This is a genomic window from Achromobacter sp. RT286_PF (assembly GCF_059760425.1).
In genome coordinates this window covers 43,090-58,098 of the sequence record NZ_JCBAMR010000006.1, presented here as the reverse complement: position 1 = coordinate 58,098, position 15,009 = coordinate 43,090, and the positions used below count along the sequence as shown (strand labels likewise).

General features: G+C 65.7%; 14 protein-coding genes. 8 read left to right on the top strand and 6 right to left on the bottom strand.

All coding sequences use genetic code 11. The features are described 5' to 3' along the window. Positions 1-39 precede the first annotated feature (39 nt). The 5 genes from AC6LJY_RS07460 to AC6LJY_RS07440 are packed head-to-tail and all read left to right on the top strand — an operon-like array spanning position 40 to position 3,776. The gene (locus tag AC6LJY_RS07460; protein WP_120156132.1) at positions 40-804 is read left to right on the top strand and encodes an SDR family NAD(P)-dependent oxidoreductase; all 765 of its coding nucleotides are present in this window, start codon (positions 40-42) and stop codon (positions 802-804) included. A 9-nt stretch (positions 805-813) separates the two neighbouring features. Further along, entirely contained in the window at positions 814-1,344 is a 531-nt protein-coding gene (locus AC6LJY_RS07455) for a VOC family protein (RefSeq protein WP_498135650.1), read from the top strand. A gap of 60 nt (positions 1,345-1,404) precedes the next feature. Further along, on the top strand, positions 1,405-2,433 hold the full coding sequence (locus tag AC6LJY_RS07450; RefSeq protein WP_498135649.1) for a LacI family DNA-binding transcriptional regulator: 1,029 nt from the start codon (positions 1,405-1,407) through the stop codon (positions 2,431-2,433). 25 nt (positions 2,434-2,458) lie between these two features. Continuing rightward, on the top strand, positions 2,459-2,965 hold the full coding sequence (locus AC6LJY_RS07445; protein WP_046805743.1) for a 2,4'-dihydroxyacetophenone dioxygenase family protein: 507 nt from the start codon (positions 2,459-2,461) through the stop codon (positions 2,963-2,965). Positions 2,966-2,981: 16 nt separating this feature from the next. Next, positions 2,982-3,776, top strand: a complete 795-nt coding sequence (locus tag AC6LJY_RS07440; protein ID WP_120156128.1) for an SDR family NAD(P)-dependent oxidoreductase — start codon at positions 2,982-2,984, stop codon at positions 3,774-3,776. A gap of 86 nt (positions 3,777-3,862) precedes the next feature. Here the strand turns inward: AC6LJY_RS07440 and AC6LJY_RS07435 are convergent, their stop codons facing one another. Then, positions 3,863-4,162 carry a hypothetical protein gene (locus AC6LJY_RS07435; protein ID WP_498135706.1) on the bottom strand — a complete coding sequence of 100 codons (300 nt, stop codon included), beginning with the start codon at positions 4,160-4,162 and terminating at the stop codon, positions 3,863-3,865. On the opposite strand from AC6LJY_RS07435, the gene AC6LJY_RS07430 reads away from it, so the two are divergent. Beyond that, positions 4,079-6,586 (top strand): DNA internalization-related competence protein ComEC/Rec2, encoded by a 2,508-nt coding sequence (locus AC6LJY_RS07430; protein ID WP_498135702.1) that lies wholly within the window; start codon positions 4,079-4,081, stop codon positions 6,584-6,586. The genes AC6LJY_RS07435 and AC6LJY_RS07430 overlap by 84 nt on opposite strands. A 76-nt stretch (positions 6,587-6,662) precedes the next feature. Here the strand turns inward: AC6LJY_RS07430 and AC6LJY_RS07425 are convergent, their stop codons facing one another. The 5 genes from AC6LJY_RS07425 to AC6LJY_RS07405 form a co-directional block, all read right to left on the bottom strand. Next, positions 6,663-8,264 carry a four-carbon acid sugar kinase family protein gene (locus tag AC6LJY_RS07425; RefSeq protein WP_498135648.1) on the bottom strand — a complete coding sequence of 534 codons (1,602 nt, stop codon included), beginning with the start codon at positions 8,262-8,264 and terminating at the stop codon, positions 6,663-6,665. Beyond that, entirely contained in the window at positions 8,261-9,538 is a 1,278-nt protein-coding gene (locus AC6LJY_RS07420; protein ID WP_498135647.1) for a ribulose-bisphosphate carboxylase large subunit family protein, read from the bottom strand. Before AC6LJY_RS07420 ends, AC6LJY_RS07425 begins: the two co-directional genes overlap by 4 nt. 141 nt (positions 9,539-9,679) lie before the next feature. Further along, positions 9,680-10,219: a VOC family protein gene (locus AC6LJY_RS07415; protein WP_046807840.1), complete on the bottom strand. Its 540-nt coding sequence runs from the start codon at positions 10,217-10,219 to the stop codon at positions 9,680-9,682. Between the two features lie 73 nt (positions 10,220-10,292). Beyond that, positions 10,293-12,173: a TRAP transporter large permease gene (locus AC6LJY_RS07410; RefSeq protein ID WP_046807841.1), complete on the bottom strand. Its 1,881-nt coding sequence runs from the start codon at positions 12,171-12,173 to the stop codon at positions 10,293-10,295. Positions 12,174-12,182: 9 nt separating this feature from the next. Beyond that, positions 12,183-13,202, bottom strand: coding sequence for a TRAP transporter substrate-binding protein (locus AC6LJY_RS07405; RefSeq protein WP_046807842.1), 1,020 nt, complete (start codon positions 13,200-13,202; stop codon positions 12,183-12,185). A 112-nt stretch (positions 13,203-13,314) separates the two neighbouring features. Here AC6LJY_RS07405 and AC6LJY_RS07400 point away from each other — a divergent pair, with 112 nt between their 5' ends. Both AC6LJY_RS07400 and AC6LJY_RS07395 read left to right on the top strand, forming a co-directional pair. Beyond that, positions 13,315-14,376, top strand: a complete 1,062-nt coding sequence (locus tag AC6LJY_RS07400) for a substrate-binding domain-containing protein (RefSeq protein WP_314365604.1) — start codon at positions 13,315-13,317, stop codon at positions 14,374-14,376. A 107-nt stretch (positions 14,377-14,483) separates the two neighbouring features. Then, positions 14,484-14,945 (top strand): MarR family winged helix-turn-helix transcriptional regulator, encoded by a 462-nt coding sequence (locus AC6LJY_RS07395; RefSeq protein WP_314365606.1) that lies wholly within the window; start codon positions 14,484-14,486, stop codon positions 14,943-14,945. Positions 14,946-15,009 lie beyond the last annotated feature (64 nt).

Sequence of the window (15,009 nt, the reverse complement as noted above, 5' to 3'; positions counted from 1 at the left end):
ACGAACCGTCGCGTTGCCCCCTTTCCTGCACGAGACACTATGAAACTGCTTCAAGACCGCGTGGCTGTCATCTCGGGGGCCGCGCACCCCAAAGGCATCGGTAAAGCCACCGCAAAGCTCTTTCTTGAGCATGGCGCGCGCGTGGCGATCCTGGACGTTGACGAGGCACGCATACAGGAAAGCGCGGCGGACCTGGGCGCCCCGGCGGCTCAACTGCTTGCGCTGGCTTGCGACGTGGGCAGCGACGAGCAATGTCGCGCTGCCATCGACAAGGTGGCCGCCTGGTCCGGCGGCGTCGTCGACGTGCTGGTGAACAACGCGGCGATCACGCAGAAAGCCACGTTCCGGGACATCACCCCCGCCGACTTCGAACGCATCCTGCGGGTCAACCTGACCGGCGTGTTCAACCTGAGCCAAGCGGTCATCCCCTTCATGGTTCAGCGCGCCGGGGGAAGCATCATTTCCATTTCGTCGCTGTCGGCGCAAAACGGCGGCGGCATCTTCGGCGGCGCCCATTACTGCGCCGCCAAGGCGGGCGTGCAGGGCATTACCCGCGCCATGGCCAAGGAATTCGGCGAACACAAGATCCGCGCCAACGCGATTGCGCCAGGCCTGATCACAACGGACTTTTCGCGTACCGGACGCTCGGATGAAAGCAAGGACGACGCCGCGCAAGTCTGGCCGCTGCGTCGCGCCGGACGCCCGCATGAAATCGCGGGCGGCTGCCTGTTCCTGGCCAGCGACCTTTCCAGCTACATCACCGGCACGACGTTGGATATCAACGGCGGCGCCCACATGAATTAAGGAACATCAATGAGCAAGATTTTCGGCGGCGTCCGGCAAGTGGGCTATGTAGTCCGCGACATTGAAAAGGCCATGCGCCACTGGTCCGAGGTGCTAGGCGTCGGACCCTGGTTCTACAAGGAAGAGGTCGGGACCACTGAATTCCGATATCGCGGCCAGGTCTCGCAACCGCCGCGTTTGTCGATTGCATTGGCCAATTCCGGCGACCTGCAAATCGAGCTGATCCAGCAACGAGACGAGGCGCCATCGCTTTATCTGGATTCCCTGCGTGCAAGCGGGGAATGCGCGCAGCACGTGGCGTTCTGGACGCTGGATAACTTCGACGAGTTTTGCGACCGGCTGCGTGGCAGCGGCTACGAAGAAGGGCACGGCGGAAGGATGGGCCTGCGCGGCCGCTTCGCGTACTTCGTGCATCCTGATTTGCCCAGCGGCATGATCGAAGTGTCTGAAATGAAAGGCGGCAAGGGCGAATATTTCGACGAGATCAGAAGGGCGGCCGGAACCTGGGATGGGTCCGCGCCGATACGCCCGCGCACCTAGCCGGCCCGGTGCCGAAGACGGTGTATGTTAGCCACTTCCGGCACAGACAAAACCAACATCATGAAAGACCGAAGCACCCGAATCACCATACGCGACGTCGCCAAGAAAGCGGGGGTATCCCTGGGCACGGCGTCGCGCGCGCTGAACCGCACCGGCCGTGTCAGCGAAGCCGCCATCGCGGCGGTCGAGCAGGCGGTACGCAGCCTGGACTATCGCCCGGATGCCGTGGCCAGAAGCCTGCGCACAAAGTCCTCGGGCGTGATCGGGCTGCTGGTGTCCGACCTGGCCAACCCGCTGTACGCGCGCATCATCACGGCCACCGAGACCGCGCTACAGGCCGAAGGCTATTCGTTGCTGGTGGCCAGCACGCATAACGAAAGGCGTCGCGAAGCGTCGCTGATCGACATCTTTCGCGGCCGCCGCGTTGACGCATTGATTCTGGGCCCGTGCGAAAAAGAATCTGCCGAGCTGATCGACAAGCTGTCTCAAGAAGTTCCCGTTGTGGCGCTGGACCGGGAGTTTGGCGACGTGTCCGTCGGTATCCATGTGGATCATGCAACGGGGGCGTTCCAGGCGACCCAGTATCTGCTGAACCTGGGCCACACACGGATTGCGCTGTTGACGCCGGGTACGGATTTGCGCACCGGCAAAGAGCGTATCGCGGGCTTTCGCCAGGCGTTCAAAGAGCGCGGCATGGTTCCTGACCCGGCGCTGATCCGGGCGGAACAGTCCGCAATGCAGTTTGCGTTTTCGGAGGCGATGTCGCTGCTGTCGCACGCGAATCGACCCACCGCATTTGTATGCCTGGGAACCAGAATTTTGTCCGGCGTGCTGCAAGCACTGCGCCATACCGGAGACGCGGTGCCCAACGATATCAGCGTAATCAGTATCGGCGACACCGATCTGTCTCAGCTGTTCAGCCCGGCCATCACCTCGCTTAGTTGGGACCTTGAGGCGGTGGGCACTTGCGCGGCACAACTGGTCCTAAAGCAACTTGATCGCCAGAGCGCGCCCGCGCAAGGCGATCGCATCGTTATCAAGACGCAGCTGATATTGCGCGAATCGTGCGCGCCCGCGGCGCCGTCTTGACCCTACACCCTTATCAGGAATGCTCATGACACTACCGTACACCGTCACCCATCAAGATCGCCTGCTGACCGTCAACATCGAAGACGGCGTCCAGCTGCCAGGCGCCGCCCCGGGCTCGTCGATCATTCCGTTGTTCCTGGATCGGGAAAACGGCGTGTGGGTGCTGTACGGCAAGTTCGCGCCGGGCACCCGCCTGCCCACGCACTTTCATACGGGCGTCGTCCACTTCTACACCACCAAGGGGCAGTGGAACTACCTGGAATATCCCAACGACGTGCAGACGGCGGGCAGCTATCTGTACGAGCCGGGCGGGTCCGTTCACACCTTTTCAGTACCCGAGGACGCCAAGGAGCCCGCCGAAGGATTCATGGTCGTTTTCGGCGCCAACATCAACTTCATCGACGGCCAGTTCGCCAACATCCGCGATGCCGGCGCCATCGAGGACTCGATTATCGACGCGGCCAAGAAGGCCGGCTTGCCCATCCCCCGCTATATCCGCCCCAAGGGCGGCGCCGAGTTCACGCGCGACTGAGCGCAGGAGTCGGATCATGCGTCTGGCATCAAAAGTGGCGCTGGTAGCCGGCGCCGGAACGTTAAGAAATTCGTTTTCCGCCGCCGACCAGGTCGGCAATGGCGCAGCCTGTGCGATTCGCTTCGCCCGAGAGGGGGCGGCGGTCATCTGCACCGACCGGTCCTTGGCCGCCGCGCAAGAGACCGCCCGGCAGATCCGGTCGGAAGGCGGCGTGGCGGAGGCTATCGAGCTCGACGTTACCGACTCGGCGCAAATCGCGCGGGTGGCGCAAGACGTGGCATCGCGCTTTGGCGGCATCGATATCCTGCACAACAATGTCGGCATCGAAATCCAGGGCGACCTGCTCGCCGTGCAGGACGACGAGTGGGACCGCGTCATGACGGTCAACGTGCGCGGCTCCATGGCGATGGCGCGCGCCTTTCTGCCGCAAATGAAGGCGCGCGGCGGCGGGGCCATCATCAACGTCTCGTCAACCGCAAGCCTGAAATGGAGCCCGATGCAATTCCTGTCGTATAGCACGGCAAAAGCGGCGGTCAACCACATGACGCGGGTCATCGCCCGTCAGTACGCGGCGGACCAGGTGCGATGCAACTGCATCATCCCCGGCATGATCCGCACGCCGCATGCCGACGCGCTGTATGCAAGCAGCGAGGCGGCGCAAGAAGGGCATAAGGCTCGGGACGCCAGGTGCCCGATGGGGCGCCAGGGCAGCCCGTGGGATATTGCGAACGCGGCGCTGTTTCTGGCGTCTGACGAGTCGGCTTATGTCACGGGGTGTTTGATGGTGGTGGATGGGGGGTCAAGTTTGTGAGCGGCTTGCGTGGCAAGGCGCCCGCTTGCGGCAAACCGAGGTGGATAAAAACGTTCATTCGGTGATTGGCTTACGGCCGGCTTGTCCTACGCTTCTGGTTTCAGGAGGCGGACATCACCGGTCGTTCTTTTTGCCTGGCGTTCGTGGGCGGCGCGGCGTGGGTGCAGTGCTTCCCGGTATTGCCCGGCGCCTTCGTTCTGTCGCTGATAGGCATTGCGGGGGGCGTTGCTGCCGTCGTTTTGGCCGTTGTTTCGGCCGTTGTTTCGGCCGGCGTTGCGGCCAGCGTTGCGGCTGCGGATCGCCTGCGATGCCGCGCCGGTTCTTTGCGCGTTGTCTGTGCTCTTGTGCTTGGCCTTTGCGCCGGCACGCTTAACGCGTGCCTTCAAGCGCACCTGCGCCTTGACGATTCACTGGCGGACTTGCATCAGGACCAAGTCTCCCGCCTGACCTTGCGCGTAGCCGAGCTGCCGGATGGCGATGACCGGCATCATCGCTTCATTGCCGAACGAGCCGAGCCCGCGCGCCCGGGCATTCCGTCTCGCATCCAGGTCACATGGCAAGCGCCGCCCGGTGCGACCGTGCCACTGCCCGCACTGCTGCCGGGCCAGATCTGGCGCATGGCGCTTGTGTTGCGGCGGCCGCATGGCGTACTGAACCCCGCAGGGCCGGACGTGGAAGGGCGCATGTTCGCGCGGGGCTTGCGGGCGGTGGGCACGGTGCGTGGGCGGCCGCAGTTGTTGGATGACAAGCCTTGGGCGTCGGCAGGGGTGGCCATCGAACGGGCGCGACACCACGTGCGCGTGGGTTTGCGGCAAGCCTTGGGCGAACACCGTTATGCGCCGGTGCTGATTGCTTTGGCCATTGGCGACCAAGCGGGCGTGGCGCGCGATGACTGGCGCATCTTCAACCGCAGCGGCATTACGCATTTGGTGTCGATCAGTGGCATGCACGTGACGTCTATCGCGGGTATCGCGGGCGTGCTGGTGGCGGCGGGGTGGCGGCGGGCGCGATGGCGCGGGACGGGCTTGCCGGAATTCGTGCCGTCGCGCGTGGCCGGCGGCGCGGCGGCGGCCGTGGTGGCGCTGCTGTATTGCCTGCTTGCGGGCTGGGGCGTGCCGGCCCGGCGCACGTTCTTCATGTTGTCGGTGGTGCTGGCGGCGGTGATGTCGCGGCTGCCGCTCACGGCGGGCAGGGTGTTGGCGTGCGCTGGGGCGGGCGTGGTGGCGTTGGACCCGTGGGCGCCGTTGTCGGCGGGGTTCTGGCTGTCTTTCGGCGCGGTGGCGATATTGCTGCGCATTGCCGAGCTGCCGTTTGATGCCGAGGCGGGCTGGCGCCGCCGTTGGGCAAGCCGGTTGGCGCAAGCGACGCGTTTGCAGCTGCTGGTCACACTGGGCTTGACGCCGCTGCTGGCGTATCTGGTGTATCAGGTATCGGTCGGATCGCCCCTGGCCAATGCCGTGGCAATTCCGTCGGTGACGTTCATCGTCACGCCCTTGGCGTTGCTGTGCGCGGCGCTGTCCGTGGTGCCCGGTGCGCAAGCGGTGGCCGCGTGGGTCGGCCAGGTGGGGTTGGCGGCGTTTGATTACACGATGGCCCCGGTGGCGTGGGTAGGTAACGCTGATTGGGCCAGCTTTGCCGTGGCGGCGGCGCCTTGGCCTTGGCTGCTGGTCGCCGTGGCCGGCATGGTCTGGGCCTTGCAGGTGCGCGGGTGGCCGGCCCGCCAACTTGGCTGGGTCTGCATGCTGCCTTTGCTGTGCTGGCTGCCGGACAAGCCCGAACCCGGCCATTGGCGCATGACGGCCCTGGACGTGGGGCAGGGCAGCGCCATCCTGGTCGAAACGGCAACGCAGACCCTGCTGTTCGATGCCGGCCCGCGTCATTACGGCGGCAGCGACGCGGGCGATCGAGTCGTGGCGCCGTTCATGCAGGCGCGCGGTATCGATGTGCTGGATGTGCTGGTGCTGTCCCACGCCGACCAGGACCACGTCGGCGGGGCGCGGGCGGTGCTGGCGGCGGTACCGGTGCGGCGTAGTTATGCGTCATTTGATGTGGCGGCGTTTGTACGGCGGGATGCCAGTGTGTGGCCGGTGGTGGGGGCGATGGGCGGGACGGCAGGTGGGGCGCGGGGTTGGACGGTAGGCGGGACGGCGGGAGGGACGGCGGGAGGGGCGGTAGGTGGGACGGTAGGCGGGACGGCGGGAGGGACGCGGGGTTGGACGGTAGGAGGGATGGCGGGAGGGACGGTAGGCGGGGCGGGGGGAGGGACGGCGTCGGGTGCGGCGTCGAGCCGAGCGGCGCCCGGCACGCCGTCCACGCTGCCCGATCGCATGTTGCGCTGCCGTCGCGACGACTCCTGGGAGGCGGACGGCGTGCGGTTCACCTTTCTGCATCCTGCCGACGGCGGCGGCGCCGAACCGGTGGACCGTAACGCGGACAGCTGTGTGCTTTTCGTAGAAGGAGCCAGCCATTCGCTATTGCTGACAGGCGACATCGGCGTGGCGCAGGAGCGCGAACTGGTCGCACGCGGGGTGCCTAAAACCGATGTGGTGCTGGCCCCGCACCACGGCTCAGCATCGTCATCGGGGCGCGACTGGGTACGCGCCGTGCAAGCCACTCATGCCATTGCGCAAGCGGGCCATCTAAACCGTTTCCGCCATCCCGCCCCGGCGGTGGAGCGGCGTTGGCTAGCGGCGGGGGCGGTGTTCTGGCGTAGTGACCGGGACGGCGCGGTGATGGCTCTATCCACTGCAAACGGTCTGTCGGTTTGGTCGCAGCGTGATGACGGTGCGCGCTACTGGCATGGGCGATGACTGTCGGCTAAGGCGCGATAGGCAAGCGCTTGGGGACGGTTAGACGCGGACCGCAGCCAGTCTAGCCGCCGCTGTGCTAGCCCACACTCATCACCAACCGATCGAACAAATCGTCCCCGCCCATCTGTCCGCCCTTAAGCATCAACTCCACACCATCAACGACAGGGTCGTCGCTGCGGGCAACGCTGACGGTGACGCCCGGCGCCAACACACATCGGAACTGCAAACCCCACAAACCCAGCGCCAGCGTGGCTTGGCTTGAAGTGTCGCCGCCGGCGATGCCGACCCGTGCAAGCCGGGTTCCCGCTTGCGCGCTGGCGGTGATGATGGCGGCGGCAAGCTGTGCGGTGGCGCGGGCGGTGGAGGCCGCTTCGTCCGAGGTGACGGCCTGTTCGGGGCGGTCGGTGTGGACGAGCACGTTGTGGCCTTGCGCCAAGGCGGCGACCGCCGATTGAATTTGTTCGGCTACATAGGCGGGTGACGCCAACAGCGCCTGTACTTGCAGGGGCTGATGCTTGTAGCGGGTGCTGGCAGAGATTTGCCGAGCGGTGACGGGTGACAGGCTGCCGGCCATGACCAGCACGGGGCCAGAGGCCGGGGCAAGCGGGACTACGCCACTGAGTAAAGAGGTAGCGGCATCACGCGCAGCCATCTTGCCGCCGTGCGCGGCCGCGTGCCCGTCTGGGCCAGCCGCCGCTTTGTCACGCTGAAACACGCTTGCGTCGCGCTCGAACGCCGCCGCGCGCGCCAGCGCCTGCTGTACGCTGCTTGGGCCAACCGCCAACAACGGCGCACTTGCCGCCGCGCGCCAGATCAGGCGGCCAATCACGGCGAGCTGCTCGTCGTCCGTCACGTCGAACAGGACCGGGCCGTCACTGGTGCTGATCAGGTCGTCGATCCAGGCATCCAGTTGGGCGACGTCGTTCGCACCCACCGCACTCGACGCACAGGGCGCACCCGACGCACCAGGCGCACCCGACGCACCTACATCCCCAGCACCCCGCAATCGCGGGTACGCAATATGCGGCACCGACCGAATCCCCTCCAGCCCCTGCGCGGCCAGATGCCGTCGCAAGTCTGCCTCATGCATCGGCGTGACCGGGTGCTGGCTCATCACCGGATGCCGGTCAATGCGATACACCTCCGGCGCGGCCCCCGCGCGGGCGAACAATTGGGCAAAGCTGCAATAGCGTCCGATGCTGGGTTGCCCGCCCACAATCGGTACCAGCCGGTTCGGCAGGTGGCGCCGCAGTTCGCGGATGGCGACGCCGATGCTGCCGACGTGCGGGGCGCTGTCGAAGGTGGAACAGCACTTGTAATGCAGCACGCGTGCGCCGGTGCCGGCCATGAAGCGGCCGACAGAACGCAGTTCCGTTTCCATATCGGCGGGGGACATGGCGCGCGCGGCGCCCGCGATGCCGATGGCGTCCAGCGGGCCGGCGCGGCGCAGTTGTTCGGGCGTGGGCACGCCAAGGAACAGCAAGCCGCGCAGGCCGGCGCGCGCGACTTCGGCCAGCGTGTCGGTGGCGCCGGTGAAATCGTCGCCGTACCAGCAGATGCTCGGTGCGGTCAGGTTGACTGCGGCATTTGCGCTGCTCGCGTCATCGGCATGGCCTGGGCCGTCGTGATCTTTGGCGCTGCCCGCCCCACCGCCGGCGCTACCGACCCCCGCAGTCATGCCCGCCCACCAAAAAATTCCAATGCCCGCTGCAACTCGGGCGCGTTCCGCGCACAGTCGTCCAACGCCTGTCCGTCCCGCACCGCCTGCCACGCTTGCCGAATGCTCTGCACGCCCGCGGCTGGCCCATCCGGATGCGCCAAAATCCCGCCGCCGGACATGAACATCAAATCATCGGTGCGCACGGCTGCCCACGTGGCGGGCACGGTGCCGGCCCATTGGCCGGACGAGAACGCGGGCATGACCGGGTCGTCGATGCCGGGCGTGAGCGAGGCCAGGCAGTCGCGCGCCGATTCGACGACTTCGCTGTCTTCCTGTGCGAACTTGCCTTGCAGGCCGTGCACGTGCATATGGTCCACGCCGGCCAGGCGCCACAGCGTTTGATACGCCTGAAAGCCGATGCCCAGCAAGGGCGCGCGGGACAGGGCGCCGAAGCCGTTGCGATGGCCGTGCAAGGCCAGCGGCGTGCTGCGGCGCAGGGTCTGGATGGCGGAAAAGCCGCACCAGTTCAGGCTGGCCATGACGCAGGTGCCGCCTTCGCGTTCGATCAGGTCGGCGTGGCGGCGCATGGCATCGGTTTCGTCGCTGATGTTGAACGCCACCATCACCTGGCGGCCGGTGCGTTCGCGGTGGGCGCGCACCACCGCCATGACGGCGGCGACGCGTTGCGCCAGCGGCGCGTGCGCGGGGTTGGCGCACACCTCGTCGTCCTTGATGAAGTCCACGCCCGCCGCGCACAGCTGGGCGACCAGATGCGCGGTCTGCTCGGGCGACAGGCCCACGTTGGGCTTGATGATGGTGCCTACCAGCGGCCCCGTTGCCACGCCCGTCAATTGCCGCGTGCCGGCGATGCCCACTTGCGGCATGTCGAACTGGGCGCGGTAGTTGGCGGGCAGCTCCATGCTTTCCAGGCGCAGGCCGGTGACTTCGCCCAGGTCGTACAGGTTGCCGCCGACGGTGGCTGCCAGCGTGGGCAGGTTGGCGCCGACGTTGGCCACGGGAAAGGCGATGCGGACGCGAGCGCGCTGGTACTTGCCCGGCATGCCGCCCGCTTGGCGCGCCAGCCAGGCGTTGGGCAGGCTGGGTGTGTCGGTGGTGTCCAGCAGGTCGATGGCTTCGATGCGCGCGCGGGCCCGGGCGCGCAGCTCGTCGGTTTCGCCTTGCACGCGGGTGAAGGTGCCGCAGGACTGCTCGCCCGCCATCACTTCGGCGACCCGCGCGGGGTCCATCGGGGTTTCGATCAGGTAGGTCGCGCTAAAGGACTGGGAATTCATAGGCTTGGGAATTCAAAGGGGGCGGCGGGCGGCAATGTTGGGTCAGCAAGGGACAGCGGGCGGCAGTAGCGATCAGCATGCGACAGAGGCATCAGCGGGCACTAAGCACGCACTAAGCAGACACCAGCAGACGTCAGCAGATCAAAGGCGCGACAAATCCGGGAACGGGCGGACCGGGTCCTTGCCGTCCCAGCCGTTGGCGCTTTCTCGGATCAGGTCGAACAATCGGCCCTTGGGGCCGGCCACTTCCGACAGTTCGATGACGGTGCCCGGGTGGTATTCGGTGTCGAAATAAATGAAGCGGCCTTTCTCGCCGACTTCGCCGCTCATCTTGGGCTTGAAGCCCTGGGCCAGCAGGCGTTCCAGATCGGCGTCGTAGCTTTCGGTCCAGTAGGCCACGTGTTGCAGGCCGGTGCGGCCGGCTTGCAGGAAGTCGCGGTACATCGACGGCACGTCGTTGCGCGTCTGGATCAGTTCAACCTGCACGAAGCCGGAGTTGGCCAGCGCCACGGAATTGTGCGGCTGGTGGCTTTCGCCGTCGTACTGGTAATTGACGATGGGCACGCGCGGGTTGTAGTACCACGGGCCTACGCCCAGCGTGGTGCTCCAGTACTCCATGGCGGCTTCGATGTCGTGCACCACATAACCGAGTTGGCGGATTTCGCCCAGGAAACGACTCATGATGGATCTTTATAAAAGGAAGACGAAAGAGGGGGGAGGCGGCCCGACGCGGATCTGCGCGGGCCGCGTCGGGTCACAGGAAGCCGATGGAGAACCAGGGAAAGGCCGCCACGATGATCAGGCCGATCAACAGCGCCGCAACGTAACCCCAGATGGGGCCGATGCCCTCGTTGGGGTCGACGCGGCTGATGGCGCAGGCGCCGTAATAGCCCACGCCGAAGGGCGGCGCGAACAGGCCGATGCCCATGGCGAAGATGACGACCATCGCGTAATGCACTTCGTGCACGCCGGCCTGCACCGCGATCGGGAACAGCAAGGGGCCGAACAGCACGATGGCGGGTATGCCTTCCAGCACGCTGCCCAGGATGATGAACGCCACGATGGACACGGCCAAAAAGCCGTAGCTGCCGCCGGGCATGCCGGCCATCAACTTGGCCAGATCGCCGGAGAAGCCGGACTGCGTCAACGCCCACGCCATGGCCGTGGCGCAACCCACGATCAGCATGATGGCGCCGGACAGCGAGGCGGTTTCGATCAGCATGGGGCGCAGGCGCGCCCAGTCGAAGCGGCGGTAGATCAGAATGCCGATCAGCGCGGAATACACGATGCCGATGGTGGACACTTCGGTGGCGGTGGCCACGCCTTCCACCACTGCCGCGCGGATGACAAACGGCAGGGCCACGGCGGGAAGGGCGATCACGAAAAAGCGGCCGATCTCTTTGAAGCTGAAACGTTGCACCAGGCTCAGGTCTTCGCGGCGATAGCGCCACCACACCACCGAGCACAGCGCCAGGCCCAGCACCACGGCGGGCAGCAGGCCGCCCGTGAACAGCGCGGCAATCGATACGCCGGTAACCGAGCCGATGGTGATCAGCACAATCGACGGCGGTATGGTCTCGGTCTGCGCGCCGGTGGCCGACAGCAGCGCCACCAGGTCGCCCGGCTTGGCGCCGCGCTTGCGCATTTCCGGGAACAGCACGGGGGCGATGGCCGCCATGTCGGCGATCTTCGAGCCCGAGATGCCCGACACCAGATACATCGCGCCGATCAGCACGTACGACAAGCCGCCGCGCACGTGGCCCAGCAGGCTGGCCAGGAACTGGATCATGGCGCGTGCCATGCCGGTCATCTCGATCAACGACCCCAGGAAGATGAACAGCGGCACGGCCAGCAGCATCAGGTGCGACATGCCTTCGTCCAGCCGGCCCACCATGACTTCCATGGGCGTGTTGGTCGTCAACGCCAGGTACGAAAACGTGGCCAGCGCGAACGAAAACGCAATCGGCACGCCCGAGAACACGGTGGCCGCGACGATGCCCACGAAGAAGATCACCAGGTTCAGCTTTCCCAGGCCCTTGAACATGGGCTGCGCCAACCAGAACAGGGCAACCACCACGGCCACGCCGGCCAATGCCACGAGCACATGGCGCAGGGGTTGCGTGCGCAACAGCCGCAGCAAGGCCACCACGCCCATCAGCGCCATGCCCACGGGAATGGCGGCGGCGCGCCAGGCGTTGGACAGTTCCAGTGCGGGCGTGATGATGAAGTGTTCTTCGTGCGCGTATTCGATCGCGGGCGACAGGATCAGCACCAGGAACGCCAGTGACGCGGCCAGCGCCGCCGTTTCCAGCTGCGCGCGCCGGGCCGGGCTGACGTTGTTGACCAGCGCCGTCATCCGCATGTGTTCACCGCGCCGCAACGCAACCACGGCGCCCAGCATCGACAGCCACAGGAACAGGATGGAAGCCAGTTCGTCGGACCAGACCAAGGGGCTGTGGAAGGCGTAGCGCGCGACGACGCCGGCGAACAGCACGCAGATCTCGACCAGCACGATGGCGGCCGCAACGTGCTCGACCACGCCGCCCAGCACGCTGTCCAGCGCGTTGGCGGCGCGCCGCAAGGGGTTGGCCGGCAGCACCGGGGTGGCGGCGTGGGGGGCGGACAAGGAAGACATGGCGCGACCTCAGGCCAGCTTGCCGACGCTTTGTTCCAGCAGCGACCAGGCTTCGTTGCCGAAGCGGCCCTGCCATTCCTTGTAGAAGCCGGCGGTGCGCAGCGCCTGGCGGAAGGTGTCCGGGGCCGGCTGGTTGAATTTCAGGCCCTTGGCTTCCAGGTCGGACTGCACCGACGCGTTCAGCTTCTTGATGTCTTCACGCTGTGCCAGGCCGGCTTCGTTGATGCCGCGCGCAACGATGGTCTTCAGGTCTTGCGGCAGGCCTTCCCACATGCGGCCGTTGGCGATGAACCAGTAGCCGTCCCAGATGTGGTTGGTCAGCGAACAATACTTCTGCACTTCGTACAGCTTGGCCACCTGAATGATGGGCAGGGGGTTTTCCTGGGCGTCGACCACCTTGGTTTGCAACGACGAATACACCTCGCTGAACTGCAAGCTGGCGGGCGCGGCGCCCAGGCCCTTGAACATCGAGATGGGCAGCGAGCTGACCGGCACGCGGATCTTCAAGCCGTCCATGTCGGCGGCCGTGGTCACGGGCGCCTTGCTGCTGGTGGTTTGGCGGAAACCGTTGTCCCACATCTTTTCAAACGCGTAGAGCTTGCGCTGCGCGATGGCGGCGCGCACGTGCGCACCCAGCGCCCCGTCCATGGCGCCCCAGACCTGGCTGTAGTCCTTGAATGCGAAGCCCACGGCGTTGATGGCGGCCACCGGCACCAGCGTGGCAATGACCAGCGCCGACGGGGTGAAGAAGTCGATGCCGCCCGAGCGCACTTGCGCCAGCATGTCGGTATCGCCGCCCAGTTGGTTGTTCGGGAAAATCTTGATGTCGACGCGGCCGTTGCTTTCCTTCAGGATGCGGTCCGCGGCTTCTTGCGCGCGGATGTTCAGCGGATGCGTCACCGGCAGGTTGTTGCCGTACTTGAGCGTGTAGTCGGCCGCGCGGGCGATCAGCGGGAATCCGCCGGCCAGGGCAACGGCGGGCACCGCGCAAAGGCGGCGCAGAACACTACGGCGTGTCAGCAGCTTCATGGTTGTCTCCAAAATCGGTTTTATGATGTTTTTTGATGTGCCACAAAAGCGCCATAACCATGCGGCAGACTGGACAATAGTGAATTGACGCTATCATCGTCAAACCTTATTCATGATGGTTTTTGATGTGAATAGAACGTCGCCCGACCGCAAGCTAGCCCGTTTGGCCGATGTGGCCGCACGCGCCGGTGTGTCTACCGCCACCGCCGATCGTGTGTTGAATCGCCGGGCCGGCGTGCGCGCCAACACCGCCCAGAAGGTGTTGAAGGCCGCCATGGAACTGGACTATCTGCCCGAACAGGAACTGGCCGCCGCCCTGCCGGCCGAGCCGATGCGGCTGGTGTTCTTGCTGCCGCGTGGCAGCAACCGGTACTTGCGCATGCTGGGCGACACCGTCAGCTATGCGCATGAACACTTCGGCCCGCTGAACGCCAAGTGCCAGATCGAATACGTTGAAAGCTTCAACCCCGACGCGCTGGCCCAGGCGCTGGCCAAGCACGGCAAGCGCGCCGACGGCATTGCCTTCATGGCGCTGGAACATCCGGTGGTGCGCGAAGCCGTCAACACGCTGGCGCAGCAGGGCGTGCCCACGGTGACGCTGATTTCGGACCTGGCCAACAGCGCGCGCACGGCTTACGTGGGGCTGGACAATCGCGCCGCCGGGCGCACGGCGGGTTACCTGATCGCGCGCTTTGTCGGCCCGCGCGCGGCGCACGTGGCGCTGATTGCGGGCTCGCGCCATTACCGCGCGCACGAGGAACGCGAAAGCGGCTTCTTGCAGCTGTATGCCGAACAGTTCCAGGCGATGCAGGTGGTGGATCTGCGCGAAGGCTATGACGATGCGCAGCGCAACTACGAGCAGACGCGGCAGTTGCTTGAGCAATATCCCAATCTGGCGGGCATCTACAACATCGGCGGGGCGTCGGACGGCGTGGCGCGCGCGTTGAAAGAGGCCGGCTTGCAGCATCGCGTGGTGTTCATTGGCCACGGGCTGACGCCGGACACGCGCTCGCTGTTGATTGACGGCACCATGGACGCCGTGATTACGCAAAGCCCGATGGAGGCGCTGATGAGCTGTGTGCGCATCTTCAGCAACTTGCGCGACAAGCGCAGCCCGATGAACGGCGTGGAACTGGCGCGCAGCCAGGTGATTTTTCGGGAAAACCTGCCCTGAGGGGAGTTTGCTTCAACATGCTTGCTATTTAACTGCCTAGGCAGATAAAATCCGCTATCGGCAATCGCCATCGCGGTCGCCATCGCCATCCACCCCACGAGACAACCATGGCCACCGCCAAACCCGCCGTGCTGGACCGCTTCTACACCGGTGAGCTCGGTTTCATGATCACGTCCGTGCGCGGCAGCATTCACGATGCGCTGGAGCGCGAACTGGCGCCGTTTGACCTGACGACCCCGCAGTACGTGGTGCTGAACTGCCTGGCCAAGGGGTGGGGCCGCACGCTTAGCGATTTTTGCCGGGTGCTGGCGTATGACTCGGGCGCGATGACGCGGCTGCTGGATCGCATTGTGGCCAAGGGCTATATCCGCCGCGTGGAAAACGAAGCGGATCGGCGCAGCTACCTGATCGAATTGACCGAACAGGGGCAGGCTGCATTGCCGCAGGCGCTGGCCGCCACGGAAGTCGCCATGCGCCGTCTGCTGGCCGGCTTTTCTGAAGCGGACGCTGAGACGCTGCACAAGCTGTTGTCGCGCGTGTTGATGAATGCGCAGGCGGACGAGGTGTAGGCAGCCCGTACGCAGCGACCCGTACGCAGCGACCCGTTCGCAGCGATCCCTGCGCAGCGACCCG

Excerpts from the sequence above, each read along its gene's own strand:
- AC6LJY_RS07460 (WP_120156132.1), top strand. The coding sequence starts at position 40 with ATGAAACTGCTTCAAGACCGCGTGGCTGTCATCTCGGGGGCCGCGCAC.
- AC6LJY_RS07455 (WP_498135650.1), top strand. The coding sequence starts at position 814 with ATGAGCAAGATTTTCGGCGGCGTCCGGCAAGTGGGCTATGTAGTCCGC.
- AC6LJY_RS07450 (WP_498135649.1), top strand. The coding sequence starts at position 1,405 with ATGAAAGACCGAAGCACCCGAATCACCATACGCGACGTCGCCAAGAAA.
- AC6LJY_RS07445 (WP_046805743.1), top strand. The coding sequence starts at position 2,459 with ATGACACTACCGTACACCGTCACCCATCAAGATCGCCTGCTGACCGTC.
- AC6LJY_RS07440 (WP_120156128.1), top strand. The coding sequence starts at position 2,982 with ATGCGTCTGGCATCAAAAGTGGCGCTGGTAGCCGGCGCCGGAACGTTA.
- AC6LJY_RS07425 (WP_498135648.1), bottom strand. The coding sequence starts at position 8,264 with ATGACTGCGGGGGTCGGTAGCGCCGGCGGTGGGGCGGGCAGCGCCAAA.
- AC6LJY_RS07420 (WP_498135647.1), bottom strand. The coding sequence starts at position 9,538 with ATGAATTCCCAGTCCTTTAGCGCGACCTACCTGATCGAAACCCCGATG.
- AC6LJY_RS07415 (WP_046807840.1), bottom strand. The coding sequence starts at position 10,219 with ATGAGTCGTTTCCTGGGCGAAATCCGCCAACTCGGTTATGTGGTGCAC.
- AC6LJY_RS07410 (WP_046807841.1), bottom strand. The coding sequence starts at position 12,173 with ATGTCTTCCTTGTCCGCCCCCCACGCCGCCACCCCGGTGCTGCCGGCC.
- AC6LJY_RS07405 (WP_046807842.1), bottom strand. The coding sequence starts at position 13,202 with ATGAAGCTGCTGACACGCCGTAGTGTTCTGCGCCGCCTTTGCGCGGTG.
- AC6LJY_RS07400 (WP_314365604.1), top strand. The coding sequence starts at position 13,315 with ATGATGGTTTTTGATGTGAATAGAACGTCGCCCGACCGCAAGCTAGCC.
- AC6LJY_RS07395 (WP_314365606.1), top strand. The coding sequence starts at position 14,484 with ATGGCCACCGCCAAACCCGCCGTGCTGGACCGCTTCTACACCGGTGAG.